15 protein-coding genes are annotated in these 16,144 nt (G+C 64.4%); 3 read left to right on the forward strand and 12 right to left on the reverse strand.

Annotated features, from left to right (window positions below; all coding sequences use genetic code 11):
* Nucleotides 1–2: 2 nt before the first annotated feature.
* The 3 genes from EPN80_RS04415 to EPN80_RS04425 are packed head-to-tail and all read right to left on the reverse strand — an operon-like array spanning nucleotide 3 to nucleotide 5,307.
* A complete protein-coding gene (locus EPN80_RS04415; protein WP_293024189.1) occupies nucleotides 3–3,203 on the reverse strand; it encodes an efflux RND transporter permease subunit in 3,201 nt (1,066 codons plus the stop codon).
* 25 nt (nucleotides 3,204–3,228) lie between these two features.
* Nucleotides 3,229–4,428 carry an efflux RND transporter periplasmic adaptor subunit gene (locus tag EPN80_RS04420; RefSeq protein ID WP_293024192.1) on the reverse strand — a complete coding sequence of 400 codons (1,200 nt, stop codon included), beginning with the start codon at nucleotides 4,426–4,428 and terminating at the stop codon, nucleotides 3,229–3,231.
* A gap of 18 nt (nucleotides 4,429–4,446) precedes the next feature.
* Entirely contained in the window at nucleotides 4,447–5,307 is an 861-nt protein-coding gene (locus EPN80_RS04425) for an alpha/beta hydrolase (RefSeq protein WP_293024195.1), read from the reverse strand.
* 144 nt (nucleotides 5,308–5,451) lie between these two features.
* On the opposite strand from EPN80_RS04425, the gene EPN80_RS04430 reads away from it, so the two are divergent.
* On the forward strand, nucleotides 5,452–6,465 hold the full coding sequence (locus tag EPN80_RS04430; protein ID WP_293024198.1) for a LysR family transcriptional regulator: 1,014 nt from the start codon (nucleotides 5,452–5,454) through the stop codon (nucleotides 6,463–6,465).
* Between the two features lie 40 nt (nucleotides 6,466–6,505).
* Here EPN80_RS04430 and EPN80_RS04435 read toward each other — a convergent pair whose 3' ends face one another.
* Complete coding sequence (locus tag EPN80_RS04435; RefSeq protein ID WP_293024202.1) at nucleotides 6,506–7,708, reverse strand: ammonium transporter; 1,203 nt, start codon at nucleotides 7,706–7,708, stop codon at nucleotides 6,506–6,508.
* A gap of 376 nt (nucleotides 7,709–8,084) precedes the next feature.
* Here EPN80_RS04435 and EPN80_RS04440 point away from each other — a divergent pair, with 376 nt between their 5' ends.
* Nucleotides 8,085–8,210, forward strand: coding sequence for a hypothetical protein (locus EPN80_RS04440; RefSeq protein ID WP_293024204.1), 126 nt, complete (start codon nucleotides 8,085–8,087; stop codon nucleotides 8,208–8,210).
* A gap of 73 nt (nucleotides 8,211–8,283) precedes the next feature.
* Here EPN80_RS04440 and EPN80_RS04445 read toward each other — a convergent pair whose 3' ends face one another.
* The 8 genes from EPN80_RS04445 to hemA all read right to left on the reverse strand — a co-directional run bounded on the left by EPN80_RS04445 (nucleotide 8,284) and on the right by hemA (nucleotide 15,563).
* Entirely contained in the window at nucleotides 8,284–9,945 is a 1,662-nt protein-coding gene (locus tag EPN80_RS04445; RefSeq protein ID WP_293024206.1) for an NRAMP family divalent metal transporter, read from the reverse strand.
* Nucleotides 9,946–10,435: 490 nt separating this feature from the next.
* Nucleotides 10,436–10,738, reverse strand: coding sequence for a hypothetical protein (locus EPN80_RS04450; protein WP_293024208.1), 303 nt, complete (start codon nucleotides 10,736–10,738; stop codon nucleotides 10,436–10,438).
* A 235-nt stretch (nucleotides 10,739–10,973) separates the two neighbouring features.
* Nucleotides 10,974–11,252 carry a hypothetical protein gene (locus EPN80_RS04455; protein WP_293024210.1) on the reverse strand — a complete coding sequence of 93 codons (279 nt, stop codon included), beginning with the start codon at nucleotides 11,250–11,252 and terminating at the stop codon, nucleotides 10,974–10,976.
* An 83-nt stretch (nucleotides 11,253–11,335) separates the two neighbouring features.
* Nucleotides 11,336–11,965 (reverse strand): UbiX family flavin prenyltransferase, encoded by a 630-nt coding sequence (locus EPN80_RS04460; RefSeq protein ID WP_293024212.1) that lies wholly within the window; start codon nucleotides 11,963–11,965, stop codon nucleotides 11,336–11,338.
* Nucleotides 11,966–11,973: 8 nt separating this feature from the next.
* Complete coding sequence (gene grxD, locus EPN80_RS04465; protein ID WP_293024215.1) at nucleotides 11,974–12,288, reverse strand: Grx4 family monothiol glutaredoxin; 315 nt, start codon at nucleotides 12,286–12,288, stop codon at nucleotides 11,974–11,976.
* A gap of 33 nt (nucleotides 12,289–12,321) precedes the next feature.
* The gene (prmC, locus tag EPN80_RS04470) at nucleotides 12,322–13,191 is read right to left on the reverse strand and encodes a peptide chain release factor N(5)-glutamine methyltransferase (protein ID WP_293024218.1); all 870 of its coding nucleotides are present in this window, start codon (nucleotides 13,189–13,191) and stop codon (nucleotides 12,322–12,324) included.
* Nucleotides 13,188–14,273, reverse strand: a complete 1,086-nt coding sequence (gene prfA, locus EPN80_RS04475) for a peptide chain release factor 1 (protein ID WP_293024220.1) — start codon at nucleotides 14,271–14,273, stop codon at nucleotides 13,188–13,190. The genes prmC and prfA overlap by 4 nt, the downstream gene beginning before the upstream one ends.
* The gene (gene hemA, locus EPN80_RS04480; protein ID WP_293024222.1) at nucleotides 14,274–15,563 is read right to left on the reverse strand and encodes a glutamyl-tRNA reductase; all 1,290 of its coding nucleotides are present in this window, start codon (nucleotides 15,561–15,563) and stop codon (nucleotides 14,274–14,276) included.
* Nucleotides 15,564–15,868: 305 nt separating this feature from the next.
* Here hemA and EPN80_RS04485 point away from each other — a divergent pair, with 305 nt between their 5' ends.
* Nucleotides 15,869–16,123, forward strand: a complete 255-nt coding sequence (locus EPN80_RS04485; RefSeq protein ID WP_293024305.1) for a GlsB/YeaQ/YmgE family stress response membrane protein — start codon at nucleotides 15,869–15,871, stop codon at nucleotides 16,121–16,123.
* The last annotated feature ends 21 nt before the right edge of the window (nucleotides 16,124–16,144 follow it).

Here is a 16,144-nt window from a genome sequence, read left to right on the forward strand (position 1 = left end):
CATCATCCTTGGAGTTCGGTGTCGGGCGTCTGGTCGGCGCATAACGGGGCGTCGTGCGGCGCGGCCGAGTGCAGCCGGCGCCTATTGAGTGTGCGTAGCACGACATAGAACACGGGCGTCAGGAACAACCCGAACAGCGTCACGCCCAGCATGCCGAAGAACACCGCCACCCCCATCGCATGACGCATTTCCGAGCCCGCGCCGGTCGAGGTCACCAGCGGGACGACCCCCATGATGAAGGCGATCGAGGTCATCAGAATCGGCCGCAAACGCAGCCGGCTTGCCTCGATGGCCGCCTGCAGCGCGCTGCGCCCCTGCATCTCGAGCTCACGTGCGAATTCGACAATCAGGATGGCGTTTTTCGAGGCCAGCCCGACCAGCACCATCAGGCCGATCTGGGTGAAGATGTTGTTGTCGCCGCGCGTGAGCCACACGCCGGTCAGCGCGGCCAGCAGGCTCATCGGCACGATCAGGATCACGGCCAGCGGCAAGGTCAGGCTTTCATAGAGGGCGGCCAGCACCAGGAACACCAGCAGCACGCTGATCGGGAATACCCACAGCGCCGAGTTGCCGGCCAGGATCTGCTGATAGGTCAGGTCGGTCCACTCGTAGCCGATGCCGCGCGGCAGCGTTTGCGCCGCGATACGTTCGATCGCCGCCTGCGCCTGGCCCGATGAGTAGCCCGGGGCGGGTCCGCCATTGATGTCGGCGGCGGTGTAGCCGTTATAGCGCACCACCATTTCGGGGCCGAAAGTCGGCCCTACCGTGACCAGCGAGGATAGCGGCACCATGTCGCCGGCGGCGTTGCGCGTCTTGAGTTGCAGGATGTCGCTGGCATGGGCGCGAAACGGCGCGTCGGCCTGCACGCGCACCTGATAGACGCGGCCAAAGCGGTTGAAGTCGTTCACGTAAAGCGAGCCCAGATAGATCTGCATGGTGTCGAAAACATCCGTGACCTTCACGCCCAGTTGCTTGGCCTTGACGCGATCGAGGTCGACGTTGAGCTGCGGCACATTGATCTGGTAGCTGGAGAACGTCGGCCCGAGTTCGGGCGCGGCGCGCGCGGCCTTGAGGAATTTCTGCGTGGCCGCTTCGAGCGCGCTATAGCCAAGCGCGCCGCGGTCCTCGAGCTGCAGCTTGAAGCCGCCCATGGTCCCCAGCCCCATCACTGGAGGAGGTGGGAACACGGCGATGAACGAGTCTTTGATGCTGGCGTATTTCTGGTTGAGCGCCGCAGCAATCGCGCCGGCCGAGAGGTTTTTCGCGCGACGCTGGTCGAACGGCTTGAGGGTGACGAATACGATACCGGCGCTCGAGCTGTTGGTGAAGCCGTTGATTGACAATCCGGGGAAGGCCACGGCGTCCTCGACGCCGGGCTGCTTGAGCGAGATGTCGGTCATGCGGCGAATCACGTCCTCGGTGCGATCGAGCGAAGCGCCTGGCGGCAGTTGCGCGAAGCTGATCAGATACTGCTTGTCCTGCGCAGGCACGAAGCCGCCCGGCACGATTCGCGCGACCAGCACCGCCAGCGCGAGCAGCACGAGGTAGACCCCCATCATGCTGGCCTTGCGCGAGATCACGCCGGTCACGCCGGTGGCGTAACCATGCGAGGCGCGTCCAAAAATGCGGTTAAAGCGCGCGAAAAAGCCGCCGAACAGCCGGTTCATCACGCGCGTGAGCCGGTCGGGCGGAGCATCGTGGGGCTTGAGCAGCAGCGCCGAGAGCGCCGGCGAGAGCGTGAGTGAATTGAACGCCGAGATCACCGTGGAGATGGCGATGGTCATCGCGAACTGCTTGTAGAACTGCCCGGTCAGGCCGCTCATGAAGGCCAGCGGCACGAACACGGCGATCAGGGTCAGCGCAATGGCGATGATCGGCCCGCTGACTTCGCGCATCGCGCGGTAGGTGGCGTCGCGTGGCGACAGGCCGGCGGCGATGTTGCGCTCGACGTTCTCGACCACCACGATCGCGTCGTCGACCACGATGCCGATGGCCAGCACCATGCCGAACAGCGACAGGGCATTGATCGAGAAGCCGAACATCAGCAGCAGCGAGAAAGTGCCGATGATCGACACCGGCACGGCCAGCAGCGGAATGATGGAGGCGCGCCAGGTCTGCAGGAACACGATCACCACCAGCACCACCAGCGCGATGGCTTCGAGCAGGGTATGGACCACCGCCTCTATGCTGGCGCGCACGAACTGGGTCGGATCATAGACGATGCGGTATTGCACGCCGGCCGGGAAGTCCTGGCTCAGATCCTTCATGGCGGCGCGCACTTGGTCGGAGATCGCCAGCGCATTGGCGCCGGGCGATTGCATGATCGCCAGCGCCACGGCGGGCTTGTTGTTCAGCAGCGAGCGCAGGCCGTATTCGGAGGCGCCCAGTTCGATGCGCGCGACATCCGATAGCCGGGTGACCGAGCCGTCGGGCGAGGCCTTGAGGATGATGTTGCCGAACTGCGCGGCCGTCTTCAGGCGTCCGCGCGCATTGACCGACAGTTGCAGCGGTACGTCGGGCGAACTGGGCGAGGCGCCAATCACGCCGGCGGCCACCTGCACATTTTGCTCGCGGATCGCGTTGACCACGTCGGTAGCGGTCAAGCCGCGCTGCGCGACCTTGTTCGGATCGAGCCATACACGCATTGCGTAGTCGCCCGAGCCCCACACCTGTACCTGGCCGACGCCTGGGATTCGCTCGAGGCGGTCTTTCACGTTGAGCACCGCGTAGTTGCGCAGATATGTCATGCCGTAGCGGTTGCTGGGCGAAATCAGGTGCACCACCATCGTCAGCGTGGGCGAGCTCTTGATGGTGGTCACGCCCAGCCGCTGGACCTCCTCGGGCAGGCGCGGCAGCGCTTGCGAGACGCGGTTTTGCACAAGCTGCTGGGCCTTGTCGGGGTCGACGCCGAGCTTGAAGTTGACCGTCAATGCGAGGTTGCCGTCGCTATTGGCCTGCGACTGCATATACAGCATGTTCTCGACGCCGTTGATCGATTCCTCCAATGGCGCGGCGACGGTCTCGGCGATCACCTTGGGGTTGGCGCCCGGGTACTGCGCGTGCACCACCACCGACGGCGGCACGACCTCCGGATATTCCGAGATCGGCAGTTGGAACAGAGAGAGGATGCCCGCCAGCAGGATCAGCACGGACAGCACGCCCGCGAAGATCGGCCGGTCGATGAAAAACTTGGAAATGTTCATGATGTTTCCTGTGAACGTGAGGCGTTCAGCCCTGTGCAGCCTGGGCTGCTTCGGCGGCGGCCAGCGCTGCGTCGGTGGCCATCGGCACCATGTGCGGCGCGACCAGGTCGCCGGGGCGCACGCGCTGCAGGCCGTTGACGACGATGCGCTCGCCAGGCTGGAGGCCACTTGCGATGACGCGCAAACCGTCCTGCACTGCGCCGAGCGTGACTTCGCGATAGTCGGCGCGGTTATGCGCGTCGAGCACCAGCACGAATTTTTTGTTCTGGTCGGTGCCGATCGCCTGTTCGCTGATCAGCACGGCCGGGTGGGGGCGGCTGCCGGCCAGGCGAATGCGGGCATACAGGCCCGGAATCAGCGCGCCGTCGGGATTGTCGAATACGGCCCGCACGCGGATCGTGCCTGAGGCCGTGTCCAGATGGTTGTCGATCGACTGCACTTCGCCCTTGCGGGGATAACCCCGCTCGTCGGCCAGACCCAGGTAGACCGGCACATCGTGGCCACGATCGACGCCCGCATGGGCGATGAACTTGAGATAACTCTGCTCGTCGACGTCGAAGCTCGCATAAATCGGCGAGACCGAGACCAGCGTGGTGAGCGGTGCCGAGGCGGCGCCGGCGGCTACCACGTTGCCGGCGGTGATGGCCGCGCGCGAGACGCGCCCGGTGAACGGGGCGACGATGCGCGTGTAGCCCAGATTCAGGCGCGCCACCGCGAGCGCGGCCTGCGCCGCCTGCAGGTTGGCGGCGGCTTCGCGCGAGGCGTTCTGCTTTTCGTCGAAGTCGCGCTTGGCGATCGCGTTATCTGCCAGCAGCCGCTGTGCGCGGGCCAGATCCGACGCCGTGTAGGCCGCCCGAGCCCGCGCCGCGCTCAATTGCGCCTCGGCCTGATCGACGCGGGCTTGATAAGGCCTCGGGTCGATCGTGAACAGCAACTGGCCTTTCTTGACCAAACTGCCGTCCTTGAAGTGCACGGCCATCAGCGTCCCCGACACCTGGGGGCGAATCTCGACGCGATCGACCGCCTGCAACCGGCCCGAGTAATCCTGCCAGTCGGTGATGGTGCGGCTGATGACGGCGGCGACGTCGACTTGGGCGGGCGCCGGTGTGGCCGACTGGGCGTGCGGCACGTTGGCGTTGACGCGGACGGCGGCCAGGCCGCCGGCGACCGCCACCGCGAGGGCGGCGGCGACGAACAGAACAAGACGTTTGCGAGACAGTGACATGTGGAATCCCCTGGATGGTTAACCGAGATTTGGCGTGCGCAAGGCGCGCGGGCGGCGAGTGCGTGGCGCCAGCCGGCGGCCGAGGAATTCGGCCGCTTCGGCCAGCGCCGGCGTGTGGGTGGGCAACTGCGCATGGGTGAGGTCGGCGTGACGGGTGACCTGGGTCGGTACGCCTGCGGCGATCAGCGCGGCCGCGTATTTTTCGGCTTCGACGTGCAGCACATCGCATTGCGCCGTGGCGATCAGGGCAGGCGGCAGGCCGTGCAGGCGCAGCGATTCGAGCGGTGCGGCATACGGGTGCACGCGCTGGTCGGCGCGAGGCAGATACTGCCGATAGCACACCGCGCAGGCCTGCGCGGTGATGTCGGAGTGCAGCCGGGCCGCGTCGCCCAGCCGGGTCATGCTCGGGTCGAGCATCGGGCCGAGCAATACCTGCGCGGCGAATTCGACACTGTGGCGGTCGCGCGCAATCAATGTCAGGCAGGTTGCGAGGTTGCCACCCGCGTCGTCGCCCGCCACCGCCAGGCGTGCCGGATCGGCGCCGAAGTCGTGCGCATGCGCCGCAATCCATACGGCGGCGGCGTGGCTGTCTTCCGGTGCCGCGGGAAAGGGCGCGGCCGGAGCGAGCGAATAGCCTGCCGAGACCACCAGCGCCGGGCAATGCGCGGCGATGAAGCGGGCCGGCGTGTCGGCATCGTCGAGCGAGCCCGAGGTGAAGCCGCCGCCATGAAAGTACAGCACCACCGGCAGCGCCCCGGCGTCGCGTGGCCGATAGAGCCGCACCGGGATCGCGCCGGCGTAGCCGTCGATGGTGCGCTCTTCGACGTGCAGGGCTGCAAGCCGGGATATCGCTGCGAGAGAGGGACGTTGCGTTTGCATGAAGCCGCGCGGGATTTCCCGATGTCGAGTTCGAGTGGAACGCATTTTGATCGTTACCCGTTACCGGATAAACGCCTATAATCCGGCAACACTAGTCGGCTAATGCGAACAATCTTCGCGCCGTCGCTTCCTCGGGAGAGAGTCATGGACCGCTTTCAGGCGATGCAAGTATTTACCCGCGTGGTGGAGGCCAACAGCTTTACCAAGGCGGCCGATACCCTCGAGCTGCCGCGCACCACGGTGACCACGATCGTTCAGAATCTGGAGAAAATGCTCGGCGTGCGGCTGCTCAATCGCACCACCCGGCGCTTGAGCCTCACGCCGGATGGCGCCGCCTATTACGAGCGCTGCCTGCGCATCCTGGCCGACGTGGAGGAGGCCGAGGCAGCGTTTCTCGACACCGCGCGCCGGCCGCGCGGGCGGCTACGCATCGACGTGCCGGGGTCGATCGGACGATTGATCCTGATCCCGACGCTATGCGAGTTTCACTTGCGTTATCCGGAGATCGAGTTGGCGATCGGGCTGGGCGACAAGCCGGTGGACCTGGTGCAGGAGGCGGTCGATTGCGTGATTCGGGTCGGCGAATTGCGGGACTCGACGCTGGTGGCGCGCCGCATTGGCACATTCGAGGGCGTGACTTGCGCGGCGCCCGGCTATCTGGAGCGTCACGGCGAGCCGCGCAGCCTCGAGGATCTCGAACAGCATGTCGCGGTGCAGTATTTCTCCAGCCGCACGGGCCGCATCATCGATTGGGACTTTATCGTCGACGGCAAGCCGCTGGCGGTGAAGATGAACGGCACGGTGTCGGTCAACGACGCCGATGCCTATGTTGCTTGCGGCCTGCAGGGCTTCGGGCTGATTCAGCCGGCGCGCTACATGGTGCGCAATTATCTGGAGTCCGGCGAGTTGCGTGAGGTGTTGCCCGATTGCCGCCCGGCGCCGATGCCGATTTCCATCGTGTATCCGCATAACCGCCATCTGTCGCCCAAGGTGCGCGCGTTCGTCGACTGGGTGGCCGAACTTTTCGAGCGCTGTCCGTTGTTGAGCGGGCGGCAGGGCGAACACGGCGGCACCTGCGAATTTGCCGGGCCCGATCCGCGCCTGACGCCTGCCGGGGTGGTGCCGGAGCGCGTGACCGAGTGCGAATGCGTGTTGTGAGGCGCGCCCCCGCGACAGCCGGGGCGCGGCGTGGCCGGCCTTACCAGCTGGTTTCGCGTTCCGGCGTCGCCGTTATGTTGTGGATCGAGATGTCGGCGCCGTTGAATTCCTGCTCTTCGCTCAAGCGCAGGCCCATCGTGGCCTTGAGCGCGCCATAGACCACCAGGCCGCCGGCAAAGGCGATTGCCACGCCCAGCGCCGTGCCGAGCAACTGCGACATCAGGCTGACCCCGCCGATGCCGCCCAGCCAGGTTTGGCCGAACAGGCCCGCGGCAATGCCGCCCCATACGCCACATAGGCCGTGCAGGGGCCACACGCCGAGTACGTCGTCGATCTTCCAGCGGTTTTGGGTGAGCGTGAACAGCCACAGGAACAGGGCGCCGGCGATGGCGCCGACGACCAGCGCACCGAACGGGTGCATCAGATCGGAGCCGGCGCACACGGCGACCAGGCCGGCCAGCGGCCCATTGTGAATGAAGCCCGGATCGTCCTTGCCGAGCAGCATGGCGGCGAGCGTGCCGCCGACCATCGCCATTAGCGAATTGACGGCCACCAGGCCCGAGATGCCGCCTACCCGCTGCGCGCTCATCACGTTGAAGCCAAACCAGCCGACGATCAGAATCCACGCGCCCAGTGCCAGGAACGGGATCGACGACGGCGGATGCGCCGACACGTGGCCATCGCGGTGATAGCGGCCGCGCCGTGCGCCAAGCATCAGCACGGCTGCCAAGCCGATCCAGCCGCCCACGGCATGGACTACGACGGAGCCGGCGAAGTCGTGAAACGGCGCGCCGAACATCTTCGTGAACCAGGCCTGCACGCCAAAGTGGCCGTTCCAGGCGATACCCTCGAAAAATGGATAGACGACGCCGACCAGAAAGAAGGTCGCGACCGACTGCGGATGAAATTTGGCGCGTTCGGCGATGCCGCCCGAGACGATGGCGGGAATTGCCGCAGCGAACGTCAGCAGGAAGAAGAAGCGTACCAGTTCGTAGCCATGGTGCGCCGAGAGTGCGCCAGCGCCGGCCCAGAAGTTCACGCCGTAGGCCAGCGGGTAGCCGATGAACGCATAGGCCACGGTTGATACGGCAAAGTCGGTGAGGATCTTGACCAGCGCGTTGACCTGGTTTTTCTTGCGGACCGTGCCGAGCTCCAGAAAGGCAAAGCCGGCGTGCATGGCGAGCACCATGGTGGCGCCCAGTAAAAGGAAAAGAACGTCGTATGCGGGGCTATAGGAGGGCATGTATGCTCGCTTTTGGTGCAAATTGAAGTGAATTAAATTGTAAGCAAAAAGAGTGCCTGTTTTTTAAGTAATTGATTTTATTAAATTCAATTTTTTGCAAATCGTTGATGCGCTGCTATTTGGTGAATTCTGTGCGCTATTTTGGCGCATCCGGGCAGTGCGCTCCCACCCGCGTTGTCCTACCGGGTGCATGCACGGGTTCGGTGCGTCGACGCGCGGTTTGCGCAAGCGTTAGATCTGCTTACATGCCTTACAAAACTGCGCTATCTCCGGGGGCAGATGCTTGGTTATAACGAGGGTAACGGCCGATGTGGCGCAAGCGGATTGCCGCCCTGTGTATCACGTCGGCTCACCTAATTTTTCCTCGGGAGCCGTCATGAGATATCTGATTGCCGCAGCTTTGCTGCTGACGCTGGGGGGCTGCGTGGTGGTGCCCGCCGGTTCTTATTACTATCCCTACGGCGGTGGCTATCATCATTACCATGATCATGATGACGATTGATAATCCCGCCTGACCCGGACGGGAGGCCGAACCGCGCAAAGCGCGGTTCGGCCTGAAACCGCCAGGGGCGGTGCTATCTGAGCAACGTAAGCTCGATCACCTTGACGATGACCAGCCCGACGGCGATCACCAGGTACCCGCGCAGCACGCCCATCCATAGGCGGTTGGCCAGCGATAGCCTGGGCGCCGGCAACTGGTCCAGGGGGGGCATGCGCCAGCCCGCGCGCAGCGTTTCGATGTCCGGTGTCGGCGCACTGGCTTCCTCGCTGGGTGTCTCGGCCTCGTGGCGCAGTTTGCGCAGCGCCATGGTCGCCGAGTACCCGGCCACGGCCAGCGCAGTGCCGCCGACCAGAATGCCGATGATCGCTTCGCCCGAGATGTTCGGAAACAGCACCGAGGCGGTCAGAATGATCGACAACATCACCAATACCCAGACGACCGCGCCTGTGAACAGGTTGAGCCCCCGGGAGTTGACCCACGGCCCGAGCACTGCCTTGTCATTGCAAAGCAGCAGCAGGAATACCGTGGCGCTGGGCAGCAGCACGCCGGCCAGGGTTTGCACCGCTTCGGTCAACAGCCCTAGCGGCGAGCCCGGAATCAGCACGATCACCGCAGCCAGCGCGACGATGGCGAAATAGATCAGATAAAAACCCTTGGCATCGCCCACGCCACGGTGCAGCGAATGGCGGATCGAGAAAACGTCACCGATCGCATAAGCCGTCGACAGCGACACGGCCGCCGCGCCAATGATGCAGGCATCGATCAGGGCGATCGCGAACATGATCGCGGGTGCCCGGCCGACATATTTGTCGAGCCCGCTCAGGATGCCTCCCGCGTCGGTGAATTGCCCGAATTCCGGCCGACCGTGGAACAGTTCGGCGGCGAACGACATCATCGCGATGCTGCCGATCATTACCAGGCCGATGCCGATCCACAGGTCGGCCTTTTCGTATTTGATGAAGCGCGGCGTGATGCGTTTGTCGACGATGTAGCTTTGCTGGAAGAACAGTTGCCAGGGCGCGACGGTGGTACCGACGATGCCGATCACCAGCAGCATGACGTCGCTGAGCCTGGCGCTCACAGGCCAACTCGGCACCACGAAGTCCCGTGCGATTTGTCCGACCGGCGGATGCACGGCGACCAGCACCGGGATCAGCAGCAGGCTGGCAAATACCAGCACCATCGCAAAGCGCTCGAAACGCCTGAAACTCCCCGTACTGACGGCTGCCATCGTCAACACCGCGGCGATACTCACGCCCCATAACTTCGGAACGCCAAGAAAGCCGACGGCAAAGGTGATGCCGATGAACTCGGTGACAATCGTCAATGCGTTGAGGATAAACAGGTCGATGACGCTGAAGGCGCCCCAGAACTTGCCGAAGCGCTCGAAAATCAGGCGGGCGTGACCGACGCCGGTGACCGCGCCCAGGCGCAGGACCATCTCCTGGTTGACGTACAGCACGGGAATCAGCAGCGCCAGCGTCCAAAGCAGCGTCGTGCCGTAGTTCTGGCCTGCTTGCGTGTAGGTGGCGAACGCACCGGCGTCGTTGTCGCCCACCATGACGATCAGCCCAGGGCCGAGAATCGCCAGCAGAGTGCGAAATCGCGCCAGCCAATCGCGGCGCGGCGCGGTGTCGTGATGAGCGATGGTGCCGAAGGCCCCTTTGATATCGCCCAGGTGGGCTTCGTCGAGTACCGCGCTGCGTGGCGGTAGAACGTTGGCGGGTGGTGTCATGGTGTTTCTCCGTGGTCGGGCAAGGGTAGATTCCAATCCAACAGGCATGGGTATGCAAACGTGGCCCGCTCATGCGCGCGAGGACTGGGCCGTCGCGGCGCTTGCGCGATCCGAACGCAGGCGCGGCGGTGCAGGGTATACGGCGATACCCGGCGCCGCTGCGCGTCAAAATAGGTGCACGGGAGATACTGCGGAACTGCTGCGCGCACCGCCTGCCTGGTGGCAAGACGGTGGCTAGGGGAAGCTAGCGGGGTGTCTCGCCAGTCAGGCAGTCAAACCGATCGAAGATCGACAACTGCTACTGTCCAAGGTGTTTGTCCCTATCGTGAAAACGAGCGAATTTTATGCGGCGCCCGTGTTTTTAGTCAATCACATTGATGCAATCCTGGCAACCTTTTTATAGGCTGTTGCGTTGCCGCATCACGCTGCCGGTTCGGCCGGGGGGGCTTACCGATCAGCGTAATGCGTTGAAACGCCGCGCGAGCGGCCCTTAATGCCGGTCATGCCCGCGGCCATGCCAACCGCGATCGTGATGCCAGCGATCGTGATCTCGCCAATCCCGATCGTGCCAGTCGCGATCGTGCCAGTCGCGATCGCCATACCAGCCGGAGGTCACCACCACGGGCGGCGGGGCGTACACAGGCGCCGGACGATAGTAGACCGGGGGAGGCGGCGCCACGTATACCGGCAGCGGAACGCCGATGGAAATGCCAATGTCGGTGTGGGCCATCGCGGCACCGGATGCGGCCAATGCGATCAGGCCCGAAGCAATCAATATCAGTGGTCGTTTCATGTTTTTTCCTTGTGGCGGCAACGCCGAGGCGGCGCTGTCATATGGTTCCATTGTACGAACGGACCCCGCGCAGAGGTGAAACCGGGGCTCTAAAGATGTAACAATCGGTTAAGCGGCAACATCAGGATCACGCTGGCGCGGCCATGCCATTGGGCGGTGACCGCGCTCAGCCATGTGAGTCGCATCGGTCGAATACCGCAACAACCGTTCAGCCGGCGCGGCGGATGGCGCAGGGTTATGGGCGTGGGTCGTGGCCCCGGTACGCATGTTCGCGCGGAATATGCCGATGATGATGCGGCGTGGGGTGCGCGGCGGGCACACCGCGGTGTCGGTGAGGCCCATGACGCAATGCGCCGCTGGGTGCCGCGACAGGCTGCGGGCGCGGCGGCAGGCGCAGGCCGGCATGCGGACTGGCCTGCAGCAGCGATCTCAGGGCGCCGCGCCACGGCAGGCTCAGCAAAGTGGTGGCAACCAGCAGGCAAAGCGTGAGGTCGAAAACAGCGATCTGCGACATTGCATCCTCCGTCCCGAGACAGGCCGACCGATGACCAAGGGCGATTTCACTATAGGCGATGAATGCGCTGGCGAGCCACCGAATTACGGGTTTGCCGCGTCTTCCTTGTCGACAGCCAGGCCGGTCCAGGCGGGCGCTTGCGGCGGCGCCAGCTGGAACATGTCGAGCACGCGGGCAACCGTATGGTCGATCATGTCGTCGAGCGTGGCAGGTCGGTGATAGAAGGCCGGCAAGGGCGGGAAAACGATGCCGCCCATTTCGGTGACGGCGGTCATGTTGCGCAAATGGGCCAGATTGAATGGCGTCTCGCGTACCATCAGCACCAGGCGGCGACGCTCCTTGAGCGTTACGTCGGCCGCGCGGGCGATCAGATTGTCGGACAGGCCATGGGCGATGCTGGCCAGGGTTTTCATCGAGCACGGTGCGACCACCATGCCTTGCGTGGCGAACGAGCCGCTGGCGATGGTGGCGCCAACCTCGCGCACGCTGTGGGTGACGTCGGCCAGAGCCTGCACTTCGGCCTTGCCCAGCCCCAGTTCCTGATGCAGGGTTTGCCACCCGGCGCTCGACACCATCAAATGACTCTGCACGTCGGTGTGGCGGCGCAATTGCTGCAGCAGGCGCACGCCATACACGGCGCCGGTCGCGCCGGTGATGGCGACGATCAGCCGGCGCGGCGTTGCAGCACTCGAGGCGTCGTTGGCGATCGTCACGAAGCGGTTCAGGCGGCGGCGCCGAGCACTTGCTGCAGTTCGCCGCTTTGGTACATCTCCATCATGATGTCCGAGCCGCCGATGAATTCGCCGTTCACGTAGAGTTGCGGAATGGTCGGCCAGTTGGCGAATTCCTTGATGCCGTGACGGATTTCTTCGTCCTGCAGCACGTCGACCGTGAGAAAGTCGGTCACGTTGCATGCCTTGAGGATTTGAATCGCGCGCCCGGAAAACCCGCACATCGGAAACTGGGCGTTGCCCTTCATGAAGAGCACCACCGGGTTGCCCGAGACGATTTGCTGGATGCGTTCCTGAGTATTCATGATGTCAGCCTGTGAAGAAATTTAATGGTCATTCTAGCGAATTTCGGTCTTGCGCGCCGGCGCCAGCCGAGCGCCGCTGACCCGTTCGATCCCTGCCAGATCACGGGCCGAGAAGACGTCGTCGAAACCAGCCTGGCGCAACAGGTCGCGCATCGCCTCGGCCTGATCATAGCCATGCTCGCACAACAGCCAGCCGGCCTCGGTCAAATGGCCGGGCGCACCGTTGACGATGGTGCGCAGCGCGCTCAGGCCGTCGTGGCCGTCGGTCAGCGCGTGCACCGGTTCGTGGCGCAGATCTCCGGCACTCAGATGCGGGTCGCCGGCGCGGATGTATGGCGGATTGGCCACGATCACGTCGAAGGCCGGCTGGCCTGTCAGTGCGCCGTACCAGTCGCTCTCGAGCAGCGTGAGCGCCAGACCGAGCCGCTGCGCATTGGCTCGGGCCACCGCCAGCGCTGCGCTGGAGCGGTCGAGCGCGGTTACCCGCGCGCTCGGGCAGGCATGGGCGATTGCCAGCGCGATCGCGCCGCTGCCGGTGCCCAGATCGAGCACGCGCGGGGTATCGGTGCGGATCTCGCGACAGCGCTCCAGCGCGAGTTCGACCAGCAATTCGGTCTCGGGCCGCGGAATCAGCACATCGGGCGTGACGTTCAGGCGCAAGCCATAGAATTCGCGTTGCCCGGTCAGATAGGCGATTGGCTCGCCGCCCAGGCGGCGCGCTTCGAGTTGCCGGAAGGCCGCTGCGGCGGCTGCCGGCAAGGCGTCGCGATCGCGTGTGATCAACTGCGAGCGGGTCCAGCCGAGCACGTGGCCAAGCAGAATGCGCGCCTCCAGCGGCGGCAGCGCCGAACCCTGCAGCAGCGCCGTCACGGTGGCCTCTGGCGGGCCGGCGCGACCGTTCACGCGTCGGACTCGCCCAGCGAGGCGAGCAGCTCGGCCTGGTGTTCGGTGATCAGTGCATTGATCAATTCGTCCAGATCGCCGTCCATGATCGCATCGAGCTTGTAGAGCGTCAGATTGATGCGATGGTCCGTCATGCGGCCTTGCGGAAAGTTGTAGGTGCGAATGCGCTCGGAGCGATCGCCCGAGCCGATCAGGCTCTTGCGCGTGGCCGCTTCCTTGGCCTGCTGCGCGCGTACCTGGGCGTCTTTGATGCGCGCTGCCAGGACTTTCAGCGCCTGGTCCTTGTTGCGGTGCTGCGAACGATCATCCTGGCATTCGACCACGATGCCGGTCGGCAAGTGGGTAATGCGCACCGCGGAATCGGTCTTGTTGATGTGCTGGCCGCCGGCCCCGGAGGCGCGGAAGGTGTCGATGCGAATGTCCGCAGGATTGATCTGCACGTCGCTGACGTCATCGGCTTCGGGCATGACCGCGACAGTGCACGCCGACGTATGGATACGGCCCTGGGTTTCGGTTGCCGGCACGCGCTGCACGCGATGGCCGCCCGATTCGAATTTCAGGCGCGAGTAGGCGCCTTGGCCGACCAGCCGCACGATGACTTCCTTGTAGCCGCCCAGATCGGACGGACTGGCCGAGACGATTTCGATCTGCCAGCGCTGGCGTTCGGCATAGCGCGAGTACATGCGAAGCAGGTCGCCGGCGAACAGTGCGCTCTCGTCGCCGCCGGTGCCGGCACGGATTTCGAGGAAGATATTGCGGTCGTCGTTCGGATCGCGCGGCAGCAGCATGCGTTGAAGCTCCGCTTCGAGTTCCACCATGCGCTTGCGCGCGGTCTCGATTTCTTCTTCGGCGAAGGCCCGCATCTCAGGGTCCGTGGCGAGATCCTGCGCGGCCAGCACATCGTCGCTTGCCTGGCGGTAAAGGCCGTACTGCTCGACCACCGGCGACAATTCGGCGTGCTCGCGGGTCAGCTTGCGATAGTTGTCCAGATTGGCGGTGATGTCGCTTTGGCTCAATAGCGCATTGAGCTCGGTCAGTCGTGAGCTCAACTGATCGAGCTTGGCTTGCATGCTCGCTTTCATTTATTTGTCGGCAGTTCCCGAGTGATGGAAAAGATCGGGAATGAGTTGAACGATGCGCTCGCGTTCCTCGCCGCGCGCATAGTTGAGCGCATGGGTCGGGCCATGCAGGAATTTCTTGGTGAGCGCCTGGGACAGCGCCTCGAGTACGGCGGCGGGATCCTCGCCGCGTGCCAGCATGCGCTGGGCCCGTTCCAGTTCGGCTTGCCGCAGCCGCTCGGCCTGGCCATGCAGGTCGCGGATGATTGGCACCACGCTGCGCGCGTCGAGCCATTGCATGAAATGCTGCACGCGGGTTTCGATGATCGCTTCGGCCTGTGCCACCGCGGCCTGACGCAGCGCATTGCCTTCTCGCACGATGTTGCCCAGATCGTCGACGGTATAGAGGAATACGTCGTCCAGGCGGCTGACCTCGGCCTCGATGTCGCGCGGCACGGCCAAGTCGACCATGAACATCGGGCTGTGCTTGCGCGCCTTGATGGCGCGCTCGACCGCGCCGAGCCCGATGATCGGCAGGGTGCTGGCGGTGCATGACACGACGATATCGAATTCATGCAGGCGCGCGGGTAGTTCAGACAGTTTGATCGCGGTGCCGCCAAAGCGCTCGGCCAGCCGCTCGCCGCGCTCGGCCGTGCGGTTGGCGATGAACAGGGCCTTCGGATGCTGCGCGGCGAAATGCGTGGCGCACAGCTCGATCATCTCGCCCGCGCCGATGAACAGAATGCGCTGCGTGCTGATGCTCTCGAAAATGCGCTGCGCGAGCCGGACTGCGGCGGCGGCCATCGACACCGAATGCACACCGATCTCGGTTTGCCCGCGCACCTCCTTGGCGACCGCGAAGGTGCGCTGGAACAGCTGGTTCAGGTAGGTGCCAAGCGCGCCCGCCTCGGCGGCGCTGCGCACGGCATCTTTCAACTGGCCGAGTATTTGGGTCTCGCCAAGCACCATCGAGTCAAGGCCGCTGGCCACGCGAAACGCGTGCCGCACGGCATCGGATTGCGGCAAGGCGTAAATATGGGGTGCCAGCTCGCTGGCCGGAATGTTGTGAAAACGCGCCAGCCACTCGATGGTGCTCTCGCGCGCGGCGGCGTTGTTGGTCGCGCAGTAGATTTCTGTGCGGTTGCAGGTCGACAGAATCGCCGCTTCCGGCGTCATGGCCGTGTTGCCGTTGGTGCGCCACAGCGATTTGAGGGTTTCCAGCGCCGGCTGCAACTGCTCGAGCGAAAACGCCACCCGCTCGCGCAGTGCGACCGGGGCGGTGTGATGGTTGATGCCGAGTGTAAGCAGTTGCATGTTCGATGAGCGGGGGCAACCGCTCATTATATCGCGTTGCTGGTCTTCCTGGCGGCGCGTGCGGGGCAAGGATTTTCCTCGTTAACAGCGAAAATTCTGTGGTTTGAATCCGCTTCTGACACGATTTTGCGACTTTTTTGACGATTTTGCACAGGGTCGCATTGGTCGCCTCGCCGACGTCTGGCCGTGCAACGTTCTGTAACGATTTTCCGGCATCCGGCCCGGCAAAGCTGGCTATACTCGCGGCGAGAGTGGCGGCGGCTGCAAGCCGGCGCCGCGCCGGGCAACTCAGCCGCACAGGAGGCATCATGGGCGTCGTCGGCACGATCTTTGTCGGACTGGTGGTTGGCATCGTGGCGCGCGCGCTGCACCCCGGGCGGCAGAGCATGGGCGTCATCATGACGATCGTGCTCGGCATCGCCGGCTCGTTGCTGGCCAAATACGTCGGCCAGATGCTGCATTTCTATCAGGAAGGCCAATCGGCCGGATGGATTGCCTCGATTCTGGGGGCCATCGTCCTGCTGGTGATTTACGGTGCCGTGGCGCGCCGCGCGAGTTGAGCCGTCGGGCTCGAATTGACA

This window comes from Pandoraea sp., from assembly GCF_004297875.1.
Lineage (GTDB): Bacteria > Pseudomonadota > Gammaproteobacteria > Burkholderiales > Burkholderiaceae > Pandoraea.